This window comes from Azohydromonas sp. (genome assembly GCF_035325925.1).
GTDB lineage: Bacteria > Pseudomonadota > Gammaproteobacteria > Burkholderiales > Burkholderiaceae_C > Calidifontimicrobium.
In genome coordinates, this window is record NZ_DAOKZA010000003.1 from 21,235 (window position 1) to 38,015 (window position 16,781).

Genomic DNA, 16,781 nt, shown 5'->3' on the forward strand with positions numbered 1-16,781 from the left:
GGGGCGCGCCCGCTCGGGGGCGGGCCGGCTCCAGGCGTCAGAGCTTGCAGATCCGGCGCGGCGGCCGCAGCGCGGCGGCGCACCGCGGCTCGAAGATACTGCGCGTCGCACCCGACGCCGACGCGATGACCTCCGACCAGACGCTGATCCTGCTCATCCTCGCGGGCACCGTCGCGGCGTTCCTGTGGGGACGCTGGCGCCACGACATGGTCGCCGTGGGTGCGCTGCTGGCCTGCGTGGTCGCCGGACTGGTCGCGCCGGCCGACGCGTTCGCCGGCTTCGGCCACCCGGCGGTCGTCACGGTGGCCTGCGTGCTGGTGCTCAGCCGCGCGCTGCAGACCTCGGGCGCGGTCGACGCGCTCACGCGCGCCGTGCTGCCCGCGCGCACCGGGCCGACGCTGGCGATCGCCGCGCTGACGACGCTCGCAGCCGTGCTGTCGGCGTTCATGAACAACGTCGGCGCGCTGGCGCTGCTGATGCCGGTGGCGGTGCAGGTCGCGCGTCGGCAGCAACTGCCGCCCGCACGCGTGCTGATGCCGCTGGCGTTCGGCTCGATCCTCGGCGGCATGACCACGCTGATCGGCACGCCGCCGAACCTGATCGTCTCGGGCTTCCGCGACCGCGCCGGCGCCGGCAGCTTCGGCATGTTCGACTTCACGCCGGTGGGGCTGGCGGTGGCCGCCGCCGGCGTGGTGTTCATCGCCGCGATCGGCTGGCGCCTGGTGCCGGCGCGCAAGAGCGCCGGCGTCGAAGGTTTCGACACCGGTGCCTACCTCACCGAGGCGCGCGTCGGTGAAGGCAGCAAGGCCGCCGGCAAGACGCTGCACGAGATCGAGCGCCTGCTCGACGGGGCCGACGCGCAGGTCGTCGGACTGGTGCGCAACGAGGTGCGTGTCACCGCACCGAGCCCAGGGCGCATCGTGCGCGCCGGCGACATCCTCGTCATCGAGGCCGAGGCCGAGGCGCTGAGCCAGGCGCTGAGCAGCGCCGGGCTGCAGCTCGAGGAGGCGCGGCCCCCGCCCGCGGGCGACGACGCGTCGGCCGCGGGCGACACCCCGGCCGAAGTCGCGGCGGCGCGCGCGCAGCGCCAGCCGCGCGACGGCGATGCCGGCGACGACGACAGCGACGGCGATGCCGACGCGGCGCCGTCCGACGAGATCGTGCTGATGGAGCTCGCGATACTGCCCGGCTCGACACTGGCCGCACGCTCGGCCACCGACGTGCAGTTGCGCACGCGCTACGGCATCAACCTGCTCGCGGTGTCGCGCCAGGGGCGGCGCTCGACGGCGCGGCTGCGCTCGCTGGTGCTGCAACCCGGTGACCTGTTGCTGATGCAGGGCCCGCCCGAGGTGCTGGTGGACTTCGCCAGCCAGCACGGCTGCGTGCCGCTGGCCGAGCGCGAGCTGCGCATCCCCGATCGCCGCCGCGCGGTCGAGGCCAGCCTGATCCTGACGCTGGCGGTGGCCGGCGCGGCGTTCGGGCTGGTGCCGGCGGCGGTGGCGTTCGCCGCCGGCGTGCTCGCGTCGTTGGCGCTGCGCACCGTGCCGCCGCGTGCGGTCTACGACGCCGTCGACTGGCCGGTGATCGTGCTGCTGGCGGCGCTGATGCCGGTGGCCGGCGCGATGGCCTCGAGCGGCGCGGCCGACCTGCTCGCGCGCTGGCTGCTCGACGGCGTCGCGCAGGGCCACGCGCTGGTCGCGCTGGCGCTGATCCTGGTGGTCACGATGATGCTGTCGGACGTGATGAACAACGCCGCCACCGCCGCGGTGATGTGCCCGGTCGCGCTCGGCACCGCGTCGGCGCTGGGCGCGAACGCCGACGCGTTCCTGATGGCGGTGGCGATCGGCGCATCGTGCGCCTTCCTCACCCCGATCGGGCACCAGAACAACACGCTGATCCTCGGCCCCGGCGGGCTGCGCTTCGGCGACTACTGGCGCCTCGGCCTGCCGGTGGAGCTGCTGGTGCTCGCCGTCGCGCTGCCGCTGCTGCCGTGGGTCTGGCCGCTGTAGCGGCATCGGCGCGCGCCGGTCGGTCAGCGGCCTCAGCGAGCGACCTCGGCGAGCACGCCGCGCAGCAGTTCGCTGACGCCGTCCCACACGATCTGCACGCCCAGGCACAGCAGGATGAACGCCGACAGCCGCAGGAACACGATCGTGCCGGCCTCGCCCAGCGGGCGCAGCAGCCGCGACGCGTAGCGGAACGCGAGGTACATCACGACGCCGATCAGCGCCAGCGCGACCAGCGCGCCGCCCATGCGGGCGAGCGACAGCGCGAGCTGGGCGTCGTGCAGTGCGACGCCGACCGTGATCGCCGCGGCGATCGAGCCGGGCCCGCAGCTGATCGGGAAGGTCAGCGGGTAGAACGCCTGGCGTCGCGCCTGCTCGGGCGTGAACGCCTCGGCCAGGTCGGTGCGCGAGTCCAGCGTCGCGTGCGTGGCGGTGAGCAGCCGCCACGCGGTGGCGGCGACGATCAGCCCGCCGCCGACGCGCACGATCGGCAGCGAGATGCCGAAGAAGTCGAGCACGAACGAGCCCACGAGCATCGAGCCGGCCATCAGCGCGAACATGTTGCGCGCGATGCGCCGCGCCAGCAGCGCCCGCGTCGCCGCGCTGGCACCCTCGGTCAGGCCGAGGAAGATCGGCGCGGTGGCCGCCGGGTTGAGGATCGGCAGGATCGTCGCGAACGCGAACAGCGCGCTCTTGCCGAACGCCAAGGCGAGCGCCGCGAGGTCGACCGGCATCGCGCCTACTTCGTGCCGGCCATCTCGCGCAGGCGCCGGCGCAGTTCGCGCTCGCGCCGGTTCTCCTCGCGCCAGTCCTCGCGCACCGCGCGCCACAGCGCCACCGTCATCAGCACGATCACCAGCGTGAAAGGCAGCGCGAACACGATGGTCGCGGTCTGCACCGCCTTGATGCCGCCGGTGAGCAGCAGGCTCGCGGCGATGCCCGCCACCAGCAGCCCCCACACCACCTTGACGCGCGCCTTCGGGTCGGGCGTGCCGCCGGTGCTCATCATGCCCAGCACCAGCGTCGCGGAATCCCCCGAGGTGACGAAGAACACGAGCACCAGCACGGTGGCCACGACCGACAGCAGCGCGCTCATCGGCAGCGCGTCGAACATCGCGAACAGCGCGGTCGACACGTCGGCGGCCACCGCCTCGGCGATCGGCACGCCGGTGAAGATCTCCAGGTGCAGCGCGGTGCCGCCGAACACGGCGAACCACGCGAAGCCGGCCAGCGTCGGCGCGAACACGGTGCCGGCGATGAACTCGCGGATCGTGCGCCCGCGCGACACGCGGGCGATGAACAGGCCGACGAACGGCGACCACGACACCCACCAGGCCCAGTAGAACACCGTCCAGCCGCCGACCCAGCCGCTGTCGCGAAACGGCGTCGTGCGCAGGCTCATGCGCACGAACTCGCTGGCGTAAGCGCCCAGCGTGGTGGTGAAGGTGTCGATGATCGCCACCGTCGGGCCGACGACGAAGACCGTCGCCATCAGCAGCGCGGCCAGCGCCAGGTTGATGCTCGACAGCCACTTGATGCCGCGCGTCACGCCGGTGATCGCCGAGCCGAGGAACAGCGCGGTGGTCACCGCGATGATCGCCAGCTGCGACGCCTCGCCCACCGGCAGCCCGAACACCGCGTGCAGCCCGCTGTTGATCTGCAGCGCGCCGATGCCCAGCGACGCGGCCACGCCGAACGCGGTGGCGACCACCGCCAGCACGTCGACCAGCGGCGACAGCGCACGCACCCACGGCCAGGGCAGCGACTCGGTGGCCGCGCTGACCAGCGCCGCCTTGCCGCGACGGAAGCTGAAGAACGCGATCGCCAGCGCGACCACGCTGTAGACGGCCCACGGGTGCAGCCCCCAGTGGAAGAAGCTGTAGCGCATCGCCGCGTTGGCCGCCTCGGGCGTGTTCGCGGCGATGCCCGGCGGCGGCGCGCCGTAGTGCGACAGCGGCTCGGCGACGCCCCAGAACACCAGGCCGATGCCCATGCCGGCGGCGAACAGCATCGCGAACCAGCTGCCCAGCGAGAACTCGGGCTCGTCGTCCTCGCCGCCGAGCTTGAGGTCGCCGTAGCGGCTGAACGCCAGCAGCGCGGCGACGACCACCAGCGCGAGCACCACCCACAGGTACAGCCAGCCGAAGTTCACCGTGATCAGCGCCAGCGCACGCTCGAAGAACGCGCCCAGCGACGCCGGCCACAGCAGCCCCCACAGCACGATCGCGGCGATGCCGCCAGCGGACAGGATCAGTTGCACGTCGCTCCCCCTTGCGTCTTTCGGCGCCAGCGGCGCAGCCGCCGCCGGCGAGGGGACATGGCCCGACGCGGCACCGCGGCAGCGCACAATGCGGCGTCGACCATAACCGAGATCCGGCGGTCCCCCCCCCCGCGCACCCGACGCCATGCACGAGCTGAGCCTGGCCGGCAGCATCCTCGAGATCGTCGAGCGCGCGGCGGCGCGCGAGCGCGCCGCCCGCGTGGCGCGCGTGGGGATCGAGGTCGGCCGGCTCGCCGGCGTCGAGGTCGACGCGCTGCGCTTCGCGCTGACGGCGATCGCGCCGGGCACCTGCCTCGACGGCGCGGCGATCGACATCGCCGAACCCGCCGGCGAGGCTTGGTGCGAGACCTGCGGCCGCGCCACGCCGCTGGCGCATCGTGGCGACGCCTGCCGCCACTGCGGCGGCTGGCAGCTGCGCCCGACCGCCGGCACGGCGCTGCGCGTGGTCGAATTGCAGGTGGTGCAGGCATGATCGGGCCGGCGTGCGGTGACTTCGGCGACAGGATGGGCAGCGGTGATGTGCGTGGTGTGCGGTTGCAGTGACCCGGGTGCCCCGACGGCTGGCGCGCGCGTCGACGCGACCACCGGCGACCTCGACTACGGCGGCGGCGCCGCGCGCGTGTCCGTGCCCGGGCTCGACGCCGGACGCACGATCCGCCTCGAAGCCGACGTGCTCGGCGCGAACGACCGCATCGCCGCGTCGAACCGCCGCCACTTCGAGGCGCACGGCGTGATCGCGCTGAACCTGCTGTCGGGGCCCGGCGCCGGCAAGACGACGCTGCTGGTGGCCACGCTGCGCGCGCTGCAGCGCCGCCGCCCCGCGCTGGCGCTGGGTGTCGTCGAAGGCGACCAGCAGACCTCGCGCGACGCCGAGCGCATCCGCGCCGTCGGCGTGCCCGCGATCCAGGTGAACACCGGCAAGGGCTGTCACCTCGACGCGCGCATGGTCGCCGACGCGTTCGCGCGGCTGCCGCTGCACGACCACGGGCACGGGCACGACCACCCCCCCGTTCAGGGGCACGACGGGCACCCCGCGCGCCCGCCGGCGCTGCTGCTGATCGAAAACGTCGGCAACCTCGTGTGCCCGGCGCTGTGGGACCTCGGCGAGCACGCCAAGGTCGCGCTGCTGTCGGTCACCGAAGGCGACGACAAGCCGCTGAAGTACCCCGACCTGTTCGCCGCCGCGTCGCTGCTGTTGATCAGCAAGGTCGACCTGCTGCCGCACGTCGACTTCGACGTCGCGCGCTGCATCGACCATGCGCGGCGCGTCAACCCGCGCATCGAGGTGCTGCAGGTCTCGGCCACCCGCGGCGACGGCCTCGACGCCTGGCTCGACTGGCTCGACGCCATGCTGCGCGCGCCGTCGGTGGCCGCGCTCGAGCAGCGCGTTGCGCAGCTCGAGGCGCGCCTGCGCGCCGCCGGCATCGACCCCTGAGTGACGGCGATGCCCGCGCCGACGCCCCCCGACACGCAGGTGCTGCCCGCCGCGGCGCCGCACGGCGTGCTCGCACTGGGCGCCTACCTGAAGAACCGGGCCTGCACGCTGGCGGGCGACGCCGTGCGCTGGTCGACGCTGCACGGCGACCTCGCCGACCCCGCCGCCTGCGTCGCGCTCGAGGCGTCCGCCGAGTCACTGCTTGCCGCGCTGCTGCAGCCGCCGGCGGCGGTCGCGCACGACCTGCACCCCGACTTCCACAGCACCCGCCTGGCGCAGGCGCTGGCCGCGCGGCTGCACGTGCCGGCGGTCGCGGTGCAGCACCACCACGCGCACCTGGCGCTGGTGGCCGCCGAGCACGGCCTCGTCGACGAGCCGCTGCTCGGCTGGGCGCTCGACGGCGTCGGCCTCGGCCTCGACGGCCACGCCTGGGGTGGTGAGCTGCTGTGGCTCGACGCCGCGTCGCGCTCGACCGCCTGGCAGCGTGTCGCTCACCTGCCGCCGCTGGCGCTGCCCGGCGGCGACCGCGCCGCGCGCGAGCCCTGGCGCATGGCCGCCGCGCTGCTGCACGCGCTCGGGCGCGGCGACGAGATCGTGTCGCGGTTCTCGGCCAGCGTCGGCACCGACGCGGCCGCCACGGTGCAGCGCATGCTGGCGCGCACGCTGAACTGCCCGCCGACCACCGCCGGCGGGCGCTGGTTCGACGCCGCGGCGGCGGCGCTGGGCGTGCACCCGCAGACGCAGCGCGACGCCGAGGCGGCGATGGCGCTCGAGGCCGAAGCGGCGCGCTGGCTCGCCGTGCACGCCGCGCCGCCGCCGGCGTCGACGCTGGCCGAGCTGCCGGCCGAGGTCGCGGCGCTGTTCGACCTGCCCGCCGAGCGGCGCGGCGAAGCCGCCGCGCGATTCCACCTGCGGCTGGCCGACGCGCTGGCGCACGCCGCCGCGGCCGCGGCGCAGGAGTACGGCGTGCGCTGCGTCGTGCTCGGCGGCGGCTGCTTCGCGAACCGCGTGCTGTCGCAGCGGCTGGCCGAGCGTCTCGACGCCGCCGGCCTGCGCGTGCTGCGCCCCGGCGCCGTCAGCGGTTGCGGCGACGCCGGCCTCGCGCTGGGGCAGGCGTGGGTCGCCGCGTGGGCGGTCGAGCGCGGCGAGGCGCAGCGCCGCGCGGACGACGCGCGGACGCAGGAACCTGCGGCATGTGCCTCGCGCTGCCTGCACTGATCGTCGCGGTCGACGGCGACGACGCGCTCGTCGAGCTCGGCGGCGTGCGCAAGCGCGTGTCGGTCGCGCTCGTGCCCGAGGCGCGCGCGGGCGACTACGCGATCGTGCACGTCGGCCACGCGATCGGGCTGCTCGACCCCGACGAGGCCGAGCGCACGCTGGCGCTGTTCGCGCAGCTGCGGGCCGCCGACGACGACGGCGCGCGATGAAGTACGTCGACGAGTTCCGCGACGGCGCACTGGCGGCGCGCATCGCCGCGCGCATCGCCGCCGAGGTGCAGCCGGGGCGACGCTACCGCTTCATGGAGTTCTGCGGCGGGCACACGCACGCGATCTCGCGCTACGGCGTGACCGACCTGCTGCCGCCGGCCGTGACGATGATCCACGGGCCCGGCTGCCCGGTGTGCGTGCTGCCGATCGGGCGCATCGACCAGGCGATCGCGCTGGCGCTCGACCGCGGCGTCACGCTGGCCACCTACGGCGACGTGCTGCGCGTGCCGGCGTCGCCGCGGCCGGCGGCCGGCTCGCGCGGCGGCGAGGCGCTGTCGCTGCTGAAGGCGCGCGCGCTCGGCGCCGACGTGCGGCTCGTCTACTCGGTGGCCGACGCGCTGGCGCTGGCGCGCGCGCAGCCGCGGCGCGAGGTGGTGTTCCTCGCGATCGGCTTCGAGACCACGACCCCGCCGACCGCGCTGGCGCTGCGCCAGGCCGCCGCCGAGCGGCTCGACAACTTCAGCGTGCTCAGCTGCCACGTGCTGACGCCGGCGGCGATCGCGCACCTGCTCGACGCCGCCGAGGCGCGCGCGCTGGGCACGGTGCCGATCGACGGCTTCGTCGGCCCGGCGCACGTCAGCGTGGTGATCGGCACGCGCGCCTACGAGCGCTTCGCGCGCACGCACCGCAAGCCGGTCGTGATCGCCGGCTTCGAGCCGCTGGACGTGATGCAGGCGGTGCTGTTGCTGGTGCGCCAGGTCAACGACGGCCGCGCCGAGGTCGAGAACGAGTTCAGCCGCGCCGTCACGCGCGACGGCAATCGCACCGCGCAGGCGGTGGTCGACGAGGTGTTCGAGCCGCGCGAGAGCTTCGAGTGGCGCGGCCTCGGCGAGGTGCCGGCCAGCGCGCTGCGCATCCGCCCCGCGTACGCGCGCTGGGACGCCGAGCGGCGCTACGCGCTGGCCTACCGCGCGGTGCCCGATCACCCGAAGTGCGAGTGCGGCGCGATCCTGCGCGGCGTGAAGGCGCCCGCCGACTGCACGCTGTTCGGCAGCGTGTGCACGCCGTCGACGCCGATGGGCTCGTGCATGGTCTCCAGCGAGGGGGCGTGCGCGGCGCACTTCAGCTATGGGCGCTGGCGCGACGCCGCACCGTCGGCCAGCGGCGTGGAGGCCGCGTGAAGCCCGGCTACGAGCGCCCGCTGGACTGGAAGCACGGCCGCGTCGACATGAACCACGGCGCCGGCGGGCGCGCGTCGGCGCAGCTGGTGCGCGAGCTGTTCGTGCGTGCCTTCGACCACCCCGCGCTCGCCGCCGGCGACGACGGCGCCTGCCTGCCCGCGCCACCGCCGGGGCACCGGCTGGTGGTCAGCACCGACACGCACGTGGTCTCGCCGCTGTTCTTCCCCGGCGGCGACATCGGCAGCCTCGCGGTGCACGGCACGATCAACGACGTCGCGATGATGGGCGCGGTGCCGCTGGCGCTGACCGCGGGGTTCGTGCTCGAGGAGGGTTTCGCGCTGGCCGACCTGCGGCGCATCGCCGGGTCGATGGCCGCCGCGTCGCGCGCCGCCGGCGTGCCGGTGGTCGCCGGCGACACCAAGGTCGTCGAGCGCGGCCACGGCGACGGCGTGTTCGTCTGCACCACCGGCGTCGGCGCGCTGCCGCCCGGGCGCGAGATCGGCGGGGCGCGCGCCCGCGCCGGCGACGCGGTGCTGGTGTCGGGCACGCTGGGCGACCACGGCGTGGCGGTGCTGTCGCGGCGCGAGTCGCTGGGCTTCGACACCGAGATCGTCTCCGACAGCGCCGCGCTGCACGGGCTGGTGGCCGCGCTGCTGGCCGCGCTGCCCGAGGGCGCGGTGCGCGTGCTGCGCGACCCCACGCGCGGCGGGCTGGCCACCACGCTCAACGAGATCGCGCAGCAGTCGCGCGTGGGCATGCTCGTCGACGAGTCGGCGCTGCCGGTGCGCGCGCAGGTGGCCGGCGCCTGCGAACTGCTCGGGCTGGACCCGCTGTACGTCGCCAACGAGGGCAAGCTGGTGGCCGTGGTCGACGCGTCGCACGCCGACGCGGCGCTCGCCGCGCTGCGCGCGCACCCGCTGGGCGCCGAGGCGGCGCGCGTCGGCACCGTCGCCGACGACCCGCGGTGTTTCGTGCAGATGGCCACGCGGCTCGGCGGGCGGCGCATGGTCGACTGGCTCACCGGCGAGCCGCTGCCGCGCATCTGCTGACGCCGGCCGGCCCGGGAGCCCCGCGGCGATGCCACCCGCGGCGTGCCGACGGATCGCGCCGGCATCGGCGGCGCCATCGTCCGGCCGGGCGCGCGAGCGCGGCATCGGCCGGGGGTGCCTCGACGCAGGTCACGGGTTCCTGGCTCCGCCCGATGTTGCGGTCGATTGCCGTCGAAGTGCGCGCAGTGTAGGCACCGCCCGCGACGGATCGATGACAGAACAGCGGCCGATTCACGGCACACTTCGCCGGCGCGCGCGGCCGCCCGCGCCGCCGCCGCAGCCGAGCGAGCCGCCAGAGCGAGTCGCTGCAGCGAGCCGCTAGAATGTTGCGCCGCAACATCAACCCGGAGCCCGCATGGATCTCTCGAACAAGGTTGCCGTGATCACCGGCGGCGGCAGCGGCATCGGCCGTGCCGTGGCGGCGGCGATGGCACGGCGCGGCGTGACCGGCGTGGCGCTGGTGGACATGAACGAGTCGATCGGCCAGATCGCCGAGACGCTCAACGCCGACGCCGGCCGCGCGTTCGCGCTGCCGTTTCGCGGCGACACCACCGACGAGGCGTTCCGCGTGTCGGTGTTCGACGAGATGGCGCGCCGCTTCGGCCGCGTCTCGCTGTGCGTGCCGGCCGCCGGCATCACGCGCGACGACCTCGCGGTGCGCATCGACAAGGCCACCGGCAAGGCGCGCATCTACCCGCTCGAACAGTTCAAGCTGGTGGTCGACGTGAACCTGATCGCACCGGTGTACTGGGCGCTCGAGATGATCGGCCGCATCGCCGAGGACCGCGCCGCGCGCGGCCTGAAGCGCTGGAACCCGGACGAGGGCATGCAGGGCGCCGTGGTGTTCATCGGCTCGGTGTCGTCGCAGGGCAACCGCGGGCAGATCTCCTACGCCAGCACCAAGGCCGGCCTCGAGGGCGCGGCGGCGACGATCACGAAGGAGGCGATGTTCCACGGCGTGCGCTGCAGCGTGATCCACCCCGGTTTCACCGACACGCCGATGGTGCGCGCGATGGGCATGGACTACGTGGCGAAGAACATCCTGCCGTACACGCAGCTCGGCCGCCTGATCCGCCCCGAGGAGATCGCCGAGGCGATCTGCTTCATGCTCGCCAACTCGGCGGTCAGCGGCGAGCTGTGGGTCGACGCCGGCTGGCACGCGCCGGCCTGAGCGCAGCGCGACCGCACCCCGACCCGCACCGAGGAGACACCGCGATGGCACGCCGCCGCAATCCCGCCCCGACGGGCCAGGACTTCGACCGCGAGTTCCGCGCCCAGGTCGCGCAGATGACCGCCGGGCTCGCGCCCACCGCCTTCACCACCGCCTGGGCCGACTGGGCGATGCACCTCGCGCAGTCGCCGGCGCGGCAAGGCGAACTGCGCCAGGAGGCGCTCGACCGCGCCGTCGACACCTGGGCCTTCGCGCTGCGTGCGCTGGCCGGCGCGCCGGTGCCGCCGTCCGAAGGGCTGGCCGGCGAGCCCGACCCGCGTTTCGGGTCGAACGAGTGGGCGACGTTCCCGTTCAACGTCTACGCGCGCGCCTACCAGAACAGCGTCGCGCTGATGAAGGACGCGGTGCGCGACGTCGACGGCGTCACCGACTACCACGCGCAGTTGCTCGAGTTCGCGGTGCGCATGCTGCTCGACGCCAGCTCGCCCGCGAACTACCTGGCGTCCAACCCCGAACTGCTCGCGCTGACGCAGGCCGAGAAGGGGCAGAACCTGCTGCGCGGCCTCGAGCACTGGCTCGACGACGTGCAGCGCACGCTCGAGGGCGCCGCGCCGCCGGGCACCGAGGCCTTCGAGGTCGGCAAGAGCGTCGCGACGACGCCGGGCAAGGTGGTGCTGCGCAACGAGCTGATCGAGCTGATCCAGTACACGCCGACCACCAGGCAGGTGCACGCCGAGCCGCTGCTGATCGTGCCGGCGTGGATCATGAAGTACTACATCCTCGACCTGAGCGCGCGCAACTCGCTGGTCAAGTACCTCGTCGACCAGGGCCACACGGTGTTCATGATCTCGTGGAAGAACCCCGACGCGGGCGACCGCGAGGTCGGCATGGACGACTACCTCGAGCAGGGCCTGCGCGCCGCGCTCGACGCCGTCACCGCGATCGTGCCCAGGCGCAAGGTGCACGCGGTGGGCTACTGCATCGGCGGCACGCTGCTGTCGATCGGCGCGGCGGCGCTGGCGCGCGAGCGCGACGAGCGGCTGGCGACGATCTCGCTGTTCGCCGCGCAGACCGACTTCTCCGAGCCCGGCGAGCTGGCGTTTTTCATCAACCCCAGCCAGCTCGCGATGCTCGAGGCGTCGATGCACAAGAAGGGCGTGCTCGACAGCCGCCAGATGGGCGGCGCGTTCGCGCTGCTGCGCGCGCAGGACCTGGTGTGGCAGCCGATCGTCAACAACTACCTCAAGGGCCGGCGCGACCCGATGATCGACCTGATGGCGTGGAACGCCGACGGCACGCGCATGCCCTGGCGCATGCACACCGAGTACCTGTACCGCTTGTACCTGGACAACGAGCTGGCGACCAACCGCTTCCCGGTCGGCGGCGCGCTGGTGCGGCTGTCGGACATCCGCGCGCCGATGTTCGTCGTCGGCACCGAGACCGACCACGTCGCGCCGTGGAAGTCGGTGTACAAGGTCGACAACCTGGTGCGCAGCGACGACTTCACGTTCCTGCTGACCTCGGGCGGGCACAACGCCGGCATCGTCTGCGGGCCGGTGCACCCGAAGCGCCACTACCGCGTCAAGACGCGCCGCCTGGCCGACCCGCACCTCGCCCCCGACGACTGGCTCGCCGGCGCGACACGGCACGACGGTTCGTGGTGGCCGGCGTGGCAGCGCTGGCTCGCCGAGCACTCGAGCGGCCAGGCCAAGCCGCCCGCGCTCGGTGCGCCGGCCAAGGGTCATGGCGTGCTCGACGACGCGCCGGGGCGCTACGTGCGGCAGCGCTGAAGTCCGCGGCCCGACGCGGCGGGCCGCAGGTCGCAGCGATCAGCCGGCGGCCTTCGGCCGGCTGACCAGGAACCAGGCGAAGCCGGCGACCTGCAGCGCCAGCAGCGCCGCGAACGCCGCGCGGTGCGCGGCGGGCACCGCCCAGCCCGCCGCCTGCAGGCCGTCGAGCAGCACGCCGTAACCCCACTGCACCGCGAAGGCGCCGACGAACGCGGCCAGGTTGAGCGCCGCGTTGACGCGCCCGGCCAGCGCCGGCCCGAACAAGCCGGTGAGTTCGGCGTAGGCGATGTTGCCGACCGCGAAGACCACGCCGAGCACGAACCACAGCACCTCGCTGCTGCCCGCGTCGCGCCAGATCGCGGCCATCGCCAGCAGCCCCAGCGCGTTGCCCAGCGTCATCACCCGCCCCGGCGGCACGCCCCAGCGGCGCAGCGTGCCGATGCCCAGCGCGGTGGCCAGGAAGCCGCACACCATCGCCAGCGTGGTCAGCAGCATGTGCCAGGCGGCGACCTCGCGCGTGTGCCCGCCCGCCTGCATCAGCCACGGCACGGCCCACAGCCCCTGCAGCGCGATGAAGCCGCCCAGGCCGGCGGCGGCCATCGGCGCGTAGCGCCAGAAGTCGCGGCTGCGCAGCACCCGGCCCAGCTCGCGCAGCTGCTGGCCGAGCGAGTCGCCGGCCGCCGCGGCGGGCTTGTCCGGCGTCGAGAGGATCGCCAGCGCGGCCAGCACGGTGAGCACGGCCAGGCCGAGGAACAGGCCGCGCCAGCCGAACACCGGCACCGCCCAGGCCAGCGGCGTCGTCGCCGTCAACGCGCCGAGCCCGCCGGCGACCATCACCGCGGCGTTCAGCGACGGCAGCCGCTGCACCGGGTACCACGTCGCGAAGGCCTTGAACGCGGCCATCAGGCAGGCGCACACGCCCAGCCCGATCGTCGCGCGCGCCAGCGCCAGCGCGCCCAGGCTGGTGCCGGTGGCGAACCACGCGCTGCCCGCCGCGGCGACCAGCAGCAGCGCGGCCTCGACGCGCCGCGGCCCGTAGCGGTCGAGCAGGATGCCCAGCGGCAGCTGGAACGAGCCGAAGGCCAGCAGGTACGCCGAGGTCAGCAGGCCCAGGTCGGCCGCCGAGACGCCGAGCTCGCGCGTGAGCTCGGGCGCGATGATCGCGTTGACGTTGCGCAGCAGGTACGACAGGAAGTAGCCGGCGGCAAACGGCAGGAACAGGCGCAGTCCGAGGTGCATGCGAGGCGACGCGAAGGCGGGCCGACAGGCCCTGCGGCAAAAGGGCCCGATGGTAGCGGCAGGGCCGGCGCGCCGCGGCGGCGCCGGGATCAGCGCGCTCGACCGGCCAGCTGCTCGCAGCGCAGCGCGTCGAGCCGGTGGCCCGCCGCGCGAAAGCCATGCGCGGCGGCCGCGAAACGCGCGGCGGCGCCGCCGCCGTCGCCCCGCGCGCGGGCGACGTGCGCGTGCACCTCGTGCAGCGCCGCGCGCCACGCCGGCAGGCGCATCACGACGTTGGCGAGGCACTCGCACGACTTCGCGTGCGCCTCGGCCAGGTCGAGCCGGCGCGCACGCGCCGCGGCGATCGCTGCCGGCACCGCGAAGGTGATGCGGCATCCCGGGCAGGTCTCGAGCGGGCCGCGCCCCGCGTCCTGCGCGTCGTCGAGCATCGCGGCGGCCTCGTCGCGCCGGCCGCGCTGGAGTACGACGCCTGGGCGATCGACGCCCGCCACTGAACGCAGGAGCCCACCATGGCTGACTCGCTGTACCAACGCCTCGGCGGCGCCGAACGCATCGGCGCGATCATCGACGAGGCGATCGACCGGCACGCCGCCAACCCGGTGCTCGCGCCGCGCTTTCGCGGCAAGGACCTGCCGCGCCTGAAGCGCCTGGGCACGCAGTTCTTCTGCGCCGGCATCGGCGGCGACCCGACCTGCGAAGGCCGCGACCTGCGCAGCGCGCACGCCGACATGAACGTCAGCGAGCAGGAGTTCCTCGCGACGATGGACGACATCGTCGCCGCGCTGCAGTCGCACGGCGTCGGCGCAGCCGAGACGAACGAGGTGGTGGCGATCCCGTACTCGCTGAGGAACGACGTGCTGCGGCTGTGACGCGGCGCCGGCGACGCGGTCCGGCGCGCCGGACTCAGTTCTTCGGCCGGATCGCGTCGGCCGTGCCCTGGATGAAGGCCTGCAGCTTCGGCACGTCCGCGGGCTGCAGCTTGCCGGTGAAGTCGGGCATGCCGTTCTTCGTCGCCGGGCCGTTGAACAGCCACTTGTCGAGGTTGGCGATGACCTCGGTCGCCGAGTAGCCGAGGTTCGGGATGTTGCCGCCGCGGTCGACGCCCGGCACGCCGTGGCAGAAGGCGCAGTTGCTGACGTACAGCGCGGTGCCGGCGTCGTAGTCCTTCTTGTCGTAGAGCACGCCCTGCAGCAGCGCGGCGAGCTTGTACTCGACGAAGGCCGGCGGCTGCGCCTTGCCGCCGAGCGCGAAGGTGTAGACCGTGCCGGGGCCCTTGCGCTCGGTGTGCCGAGCGGCGAGGCCGTAGACCCCGCCCCAGCCGACCGCGATCGACACGTACTGCTGGCCGTCGACCTCGTAGGTGGCCGGCGCGGCGACGACGCCGGTGCCGGTGGCCGTCTCCCACAGCTTCTTGCCGTCGCGGGCGTCGAAGGCGATGAAGCGGCCGTCGGCCGTGCCCTGGAACACCAGGTTGCCGGCGGTGCTCAGCGTGCCGCCGTTCCACGGCGAGACATGCTCGACGGTCCACTTCGCCTGCTGCGCCACCGGGTCCCACGCGACGAGGCGGCCGTAGGGCTGGCTCTTCGGCGGCTCGGCGTTGGCGAACATGCCGACGTTCCAGCCGAGGTTGCTGTGCGGCTCGAGCGGCGACGACGCGTTGAACTTCCAGTTCTTGTTGTCCATCAGCGTGAACGGCACGTTCTGCACCGGCATGTAGGCCAGCCCGGTCGCCGGGTTGAACGACATCGAGTGCCAGTTGCGCGCGCCGAAGGGCGTGGGCGTGATCTCGCGCGGGCGGTCGACGACGCGCGCGATCTCGGTCTCGATCGGCCGGCCGTTCTTGTCGTAGCCCTTCGCCCAGTTGACCTCGACGAAGTTGCGCGCCGAGATGAACCTGCCGTTCGTGCGGTCGATGACGAAGAAGAAGCCGTTCTTCGGCGCGTGCAGGATCACCTTGCGCGGCTTGCCGCCGATCTTCAGGTCGGCCAGGATCATCGGCTGCGTCGACGTGAAGTCCCAGTTGTCGCCGGGCGTCTGCTGGTAGTGCCAGACGTACTTGCCGGTGTCCGGGTTCAGCGCGACGATCGACGCGAGGTACAGGTTGTCGCCGCCCTTCGGGCTGCGCTTGGCCTGCGCCCAGGGGCTGCCGTTGCCGGTGCCGATGTACATCAGGTTCAGCTCGGGGTCGAAGGCCATCGTGTCCCACACGGTGCCGCCGCCGCCGGCCTCCCACCACTTCACCGACGCGTCCCAGGTCTTCGCGGCCTTCGCCATCGCGTCGTTCTCGAAGCCCTTCGCCGGGTCGCCGGGCACGGTGAACCAGCGCCAGGCCTGCTTGCCGGTCGCGGCGTCGTAGGCGGTGATGTAGCCGCGCACGCCGAACTCGGCGCCGCCGTTGCCGATGATCACCTTGCCCTTGAACACCCGCGGCGCGCCGGTGATCGTGTAGCTGAACTTGTGGTCGATGATCGTGTCCTGCTCCCAGACCTTGCGGCCGGTCGCCGCGTCGAGCGCGATCAGCCGGCCGTCGTAGGCGCCGACGAAGACCAAGCCCCTCCACACCGCGACGCCGCGGTTGACCACGTCGCAGCAGCCGCGGTAGCCCTTGGACTTGTCGACCTGCGGGTCGAAGACCCACAGCCGCTTGCCGGTGCGCACGTCGATCGCGTGCACGACGCTCCACGAGGCGGTGACGTACATGATGCCGTCCACCACCACCGGCGTCGCCTCGACGCCGCGCGTCGACTCGAGGTCGTAGGACCAGACGAGGCCGAGGTCCTTGACGTTGTCGGTCGTCAGCTGCGCGAGCTTCGAGTGCCGCGTCTCCGCGTAGTCGAGGCCGTAGCTCGGCCAGTCGCGGCCGGTGGCGGCGTTGGCGCGGATGAAGCGGCCGTCGACCTTCGCGACGGCGGCCTGGATGTGCTCGGGGCTGCCCTTGGCAGGCTGGGCCGGCGCGCTCAGCGGCCAGGCCAGCGCCACGGCCAGCGCCGCGGCGATGCGGGATGCGGAATCGAGGTGCACGGCGTCTCCTTGTGCGGCGATGGACCCACCCGCGACCCCGGCGGCGGGGCCGACCGGAGCGGCGATGGCGAAGGATCGCGCAGTCGCCGGCGTGCGGCATGTTCGGGTATTCCCTGATTCAGCCCCGTGGCGTCGCACAACGGGGCCCCGGCAGCACGCATCGAGCGCCGCCGGCCGCCCC

Annotated in this window: 15 protein-coding genes; 10 read left to right on the plus strand and 5 right to left on the minus strand. The window is 73.9% G+C overall.

Annotated features, from left to right (window positions below):
• The first annotated feature begins 125 nt into the window (after positions 1-125).
• Positions 126-2,009 (plus strand): SLC13 family permease, encoded by a 1,884-nt coding sequence (locus tag PKC53_RS01775; protein WP_324425681.1) that lies wholly within the window; start codon positions 126-128, stop codon positions 2,007-2,009.
• A 32-nt stretch (positions 2,010-2,041) separates the two neighbouring features.
• On the opposite strand, the gene PKC53_RS01780 is transcribed toward PKC53_RS01775, so the two are convergent.
• Together PKC53_RS01780 and PKC53_RS01785 are read right to left on the minus strand one after the other, a co-directional pair.
• Entirely contained in the window at positions 2,042-2,740 is a 699-nt protein-coding gene (locus PKC53_RS01780; RefSeq protein ID WP_324425683.1) for a MarC family protein, read from the minus strand.
• A gap of 5 nt (positions 2,741-2,745) precedes the next feature.
• On the minus strand, positions 2,746-4,266 hold the full coding sequence (locus tag PKC53_RS01785; protein ID WP_324425685.1) for a BCCT family transporter: 1,521 nt from the start codon (positions 4,264-4,266) through the stop codon (positions 2,746-2,748).
• A 145-nt stretch (positions 4,267-4,411) separates the two neighbouring features.
• On the opposite strand from PKC53_RS01785, the gene PKC53_RS01790 reads away from it, so the two are divergent.
• From PKC53_RS01790 to PKC53_RS01825, 8 genes are all read left to right on the plus strand, one after another.
• Positions 4,412-4,759 (plus strand): hydrogenase maturation nickel metallochaperone HypA, encoded by a 348-nt coding sequence (locus tag PKC53_RS01790; protein WP_324425687.1) that lies wholly within the window; start codon positions 4,412-4,414, stop codon positions 4,757-4,759.
• 45 nt (positions 4,760-4,804) lie between these two features.
• Positions 4,805-5,722: a hydrogenase nickel incorporation protein HypB gene (gene hypB / locus PKC53_RS01795; RefSeq protein WP_324425875.1), complete on the plus strand. Its 918-nt coding sequence runs from the start codon at positions 4,805-4,807 to the stop codon at positions 5,720-5,722.
• Between the two features lie 9 nt (positions 5,723-5,731).
• Positions 5,732-6,940, plus strand: coding sequence for a carbamoyltransferase HypF (locus tag PKC53_RS01800; protein ID WP_324425689.1), 1,209 nt, complete (start codon positions 5,732-5,734; stop codon positions 6,938-6,940).
• Entirely contained in the window at positions 6,916-7,149 is a 234-nt protein-coding gene (locus PKC53_RS01805; protein ID WP_324425691.1) for a HypC/HybG/HupF family hydrogenase formation chaperone, read from the plus strand. The genes PKC53_RS01800 and PKC53_RS01805 overlap by 25 nt, the downstream gene beginning before the upstream one ends.
• Complete coding sequence (gene hypD / locus PKC53_RS01810) at positions 7,146-8,330, plus strand: hydrogenase formation protein HypD (protein WP_324425693.1); 1,185 nt, start codon at positions 7,146-7,148, stop codon at positions 8,328-8,330. Before PKC53_RS01805 ends, hypD begins: the two co-directional genes overlap by 4 nt.
• On the plus strand, positions 8,327-9,379 hold the full coding sequence (gene hypE / locus PKC53_RS01815; protein WP_324425695.1) for a hydrogenase expression/formation protein HypE: 1,053 nt from the start codon (positions 8,327-8,329) through the stop codon (positions 9,377-9,379). The genes hypD and hypE overlap by 4 nt, the downstream gene beginning before the upstream one ends.
• Before the next feature lie 355 nt (positions 9,380-9,734).
• The gene (locus PKC53_RS01820) at positions 9,735-10,550 is read left to right on the plus strand and encodes an SDR family oxidoreductase (protein ID WP_324425698.1); all 816 of its coding nucleotides are present in this window, start codon (positions 9,735-9,737) and stop codon (positions 10,548-10,550) included.
• Between the two features lie 44 nt (positions 10,551-10,594).
• The gene (locus tag PKC53_RS01825; RefSeq protein ID WP_324425700.1) at positions 10,595-12,340 is read left to right on the plus strand and encodes an alpha/beta fold hydrolase; all 1,746 of its coding nucleotides are present in this window, start codon (positions 10,595-10,597) and stop codon (positions 12,338-12,340) included.
• Positions 12,341-12,379: 39 nt separating this feature from the next.
• Here the strand turns inward: PKC53_RS01825 and PKC53_RS01830 are convergent, their stop codons facing one another.
• Together PKC53_RS01830 and PKC53_RS01835 are read right to left on the minus strand one after the other, a co-directional pair.
• Positions 12,380-13,579: an MFS transporter gene (locus PKC53_RS01830; protein WP_324425702.1), complete on the minus strand. Its 1,200-nt coding sequence runs from the start codon at positions 13,577-13,579 to the stop codon at positions 12,380-12,382.
• An 89-nt stretch (positions 13,580-13,668) separates the two neighbouring features.
• A complete protein-coding gene (locus PKC53_RS01835; protein WP_324425704.1) occupies positions 13,669-14,007 on the minus strand; it encodes a hypothetical protein in 339 nt (112 codons plus the stop codon).
• 81 nt (positions 14,008-14,088) lie between these two features.
• Here PKC53_RS01835 and PKC53_RS01840 point away from each other — a divergent pair, with 81 nt between their 5' ends.
• Positions 14,089-14,448: a group 1 truncated hemoglobin gene (locus PKC53_RS01840; RefSeq protein ID WP_324425706.1), complete on the plus strand. Its 360-nt coding sequence runs from the start codon at positions 14,089-14,091 to the stop codon at positions 14,446-14,448.
• A gap of 34 nt (positions 14,449-14,482) precedes the next feature.
• Here PKC53_RS01840 and PKC53_RS01845 read toward each other — a convergent pair whose 3' ends face one another.
• A complete protein-coding gene (locus PKC53_RS01845; RefSeq protein WP_324425708.1) occupies positions 14,483-16,600 on the minus strand; it encodes a PQQ-dependent dehydrogenase, methanol/ethanol family in 2,118 nt (705 codons plus the stop codon).
• Positions 16,601-16,781: the final 181 nt, after the last annotated feature.

What these genes read in the sequence shown, in the direction of transcription:
- PKC53_RS01775 (WP_324425681.1), top strand. Translation starts at nt 126, where the DNA reads ATGACCTCCGACCAGACGCTGATCCTGCTCATCCTCGCGGGCACCGTC.
- PKC53_RS01780 (WP_324425683.1), bottom strand. Translation starts at nt 2,740, where the DNA reads ATGCCGGTCGACCTCGCGGCGCTCGCCTTGGCGTTCGGCAAGAGCGCG.
- PKC53_RS01790 (WP_324425687.1), top strand. Translation starts at nt 4,412, where the DNA reads ATGCACGAGCTGAGCCTGGCCGGCAGCATCCTCGAGATCGTCGAGCGC.
- hypB (WP_324425875.1), top strand. Translation starts at nt 4,805, where the DNA reads ATGTGCGTGGTGTGCGGTTGCAGTGACCCGGGTGCCCCGACGGCTGGC.
- PKC53_RS01800 (WP_324425689.1), top strand. Translation starts at nt 5,732, where the DNA reads ATGCCCGCGCCGACGCCCCCCGACACGCAGGTGCTGCCCGCCGCGGCG.
- PKC53_RS01805 (WP_324425691.1), top strand. Translation starts at nt 6,916, where the DNA reads ATGTGCCTCGCGCTGCCTGCACTGATCGTCGCGGTCGACGGCGACGAC.
- hypD (WP_324425693.1), top strand. Translation starts at nt 7,146, where the DNA reads ATGAAGTACGTCGACGAGTTCCGCGACGGCGCACTGGCGGCGCGCATC.
- PKC53_RS01820 (WP_324425698.1), top strand. Translation starts at nt 9,735, where the DNA reads ATGGATCTCTCGAACAAGGTTGCCGTGATCACCGGCGGCGGCAGCGGC.
- PKC53_RS01825 (WP_324425700.1), top strand. Translation starts at nt 10,595, where the DNA reads ATGGCACGCCGCCGCAATCCCGCCCCGACGGGCCAGGACTTCGACCGC.
- PKC53_RS01830 (WP_324425702.1), bottom strand. Translation starts at nt 13,579, where the DNA reads ATGCACCTCGGACTGCGCCTGTTCCTGCCGTTTGCCGCCGGCTACTTC.
- PKC53_RS01835 (WP_324425704.1), bottom strand. Translation starts at nt 14,007, where the DNA reads ATGCTCGACGACGCGCAGGACGCGGGGCGCGGCCCGCTCGAGACCTGC.
- PKC53_RS01840 (WP_324425706.1), top strand. Translation starts at nt 14,089, where the DNA reads ATGGCTGACTCGCTGTACCAACGCCTCGGCGGCGCCGAACGCATCGGC.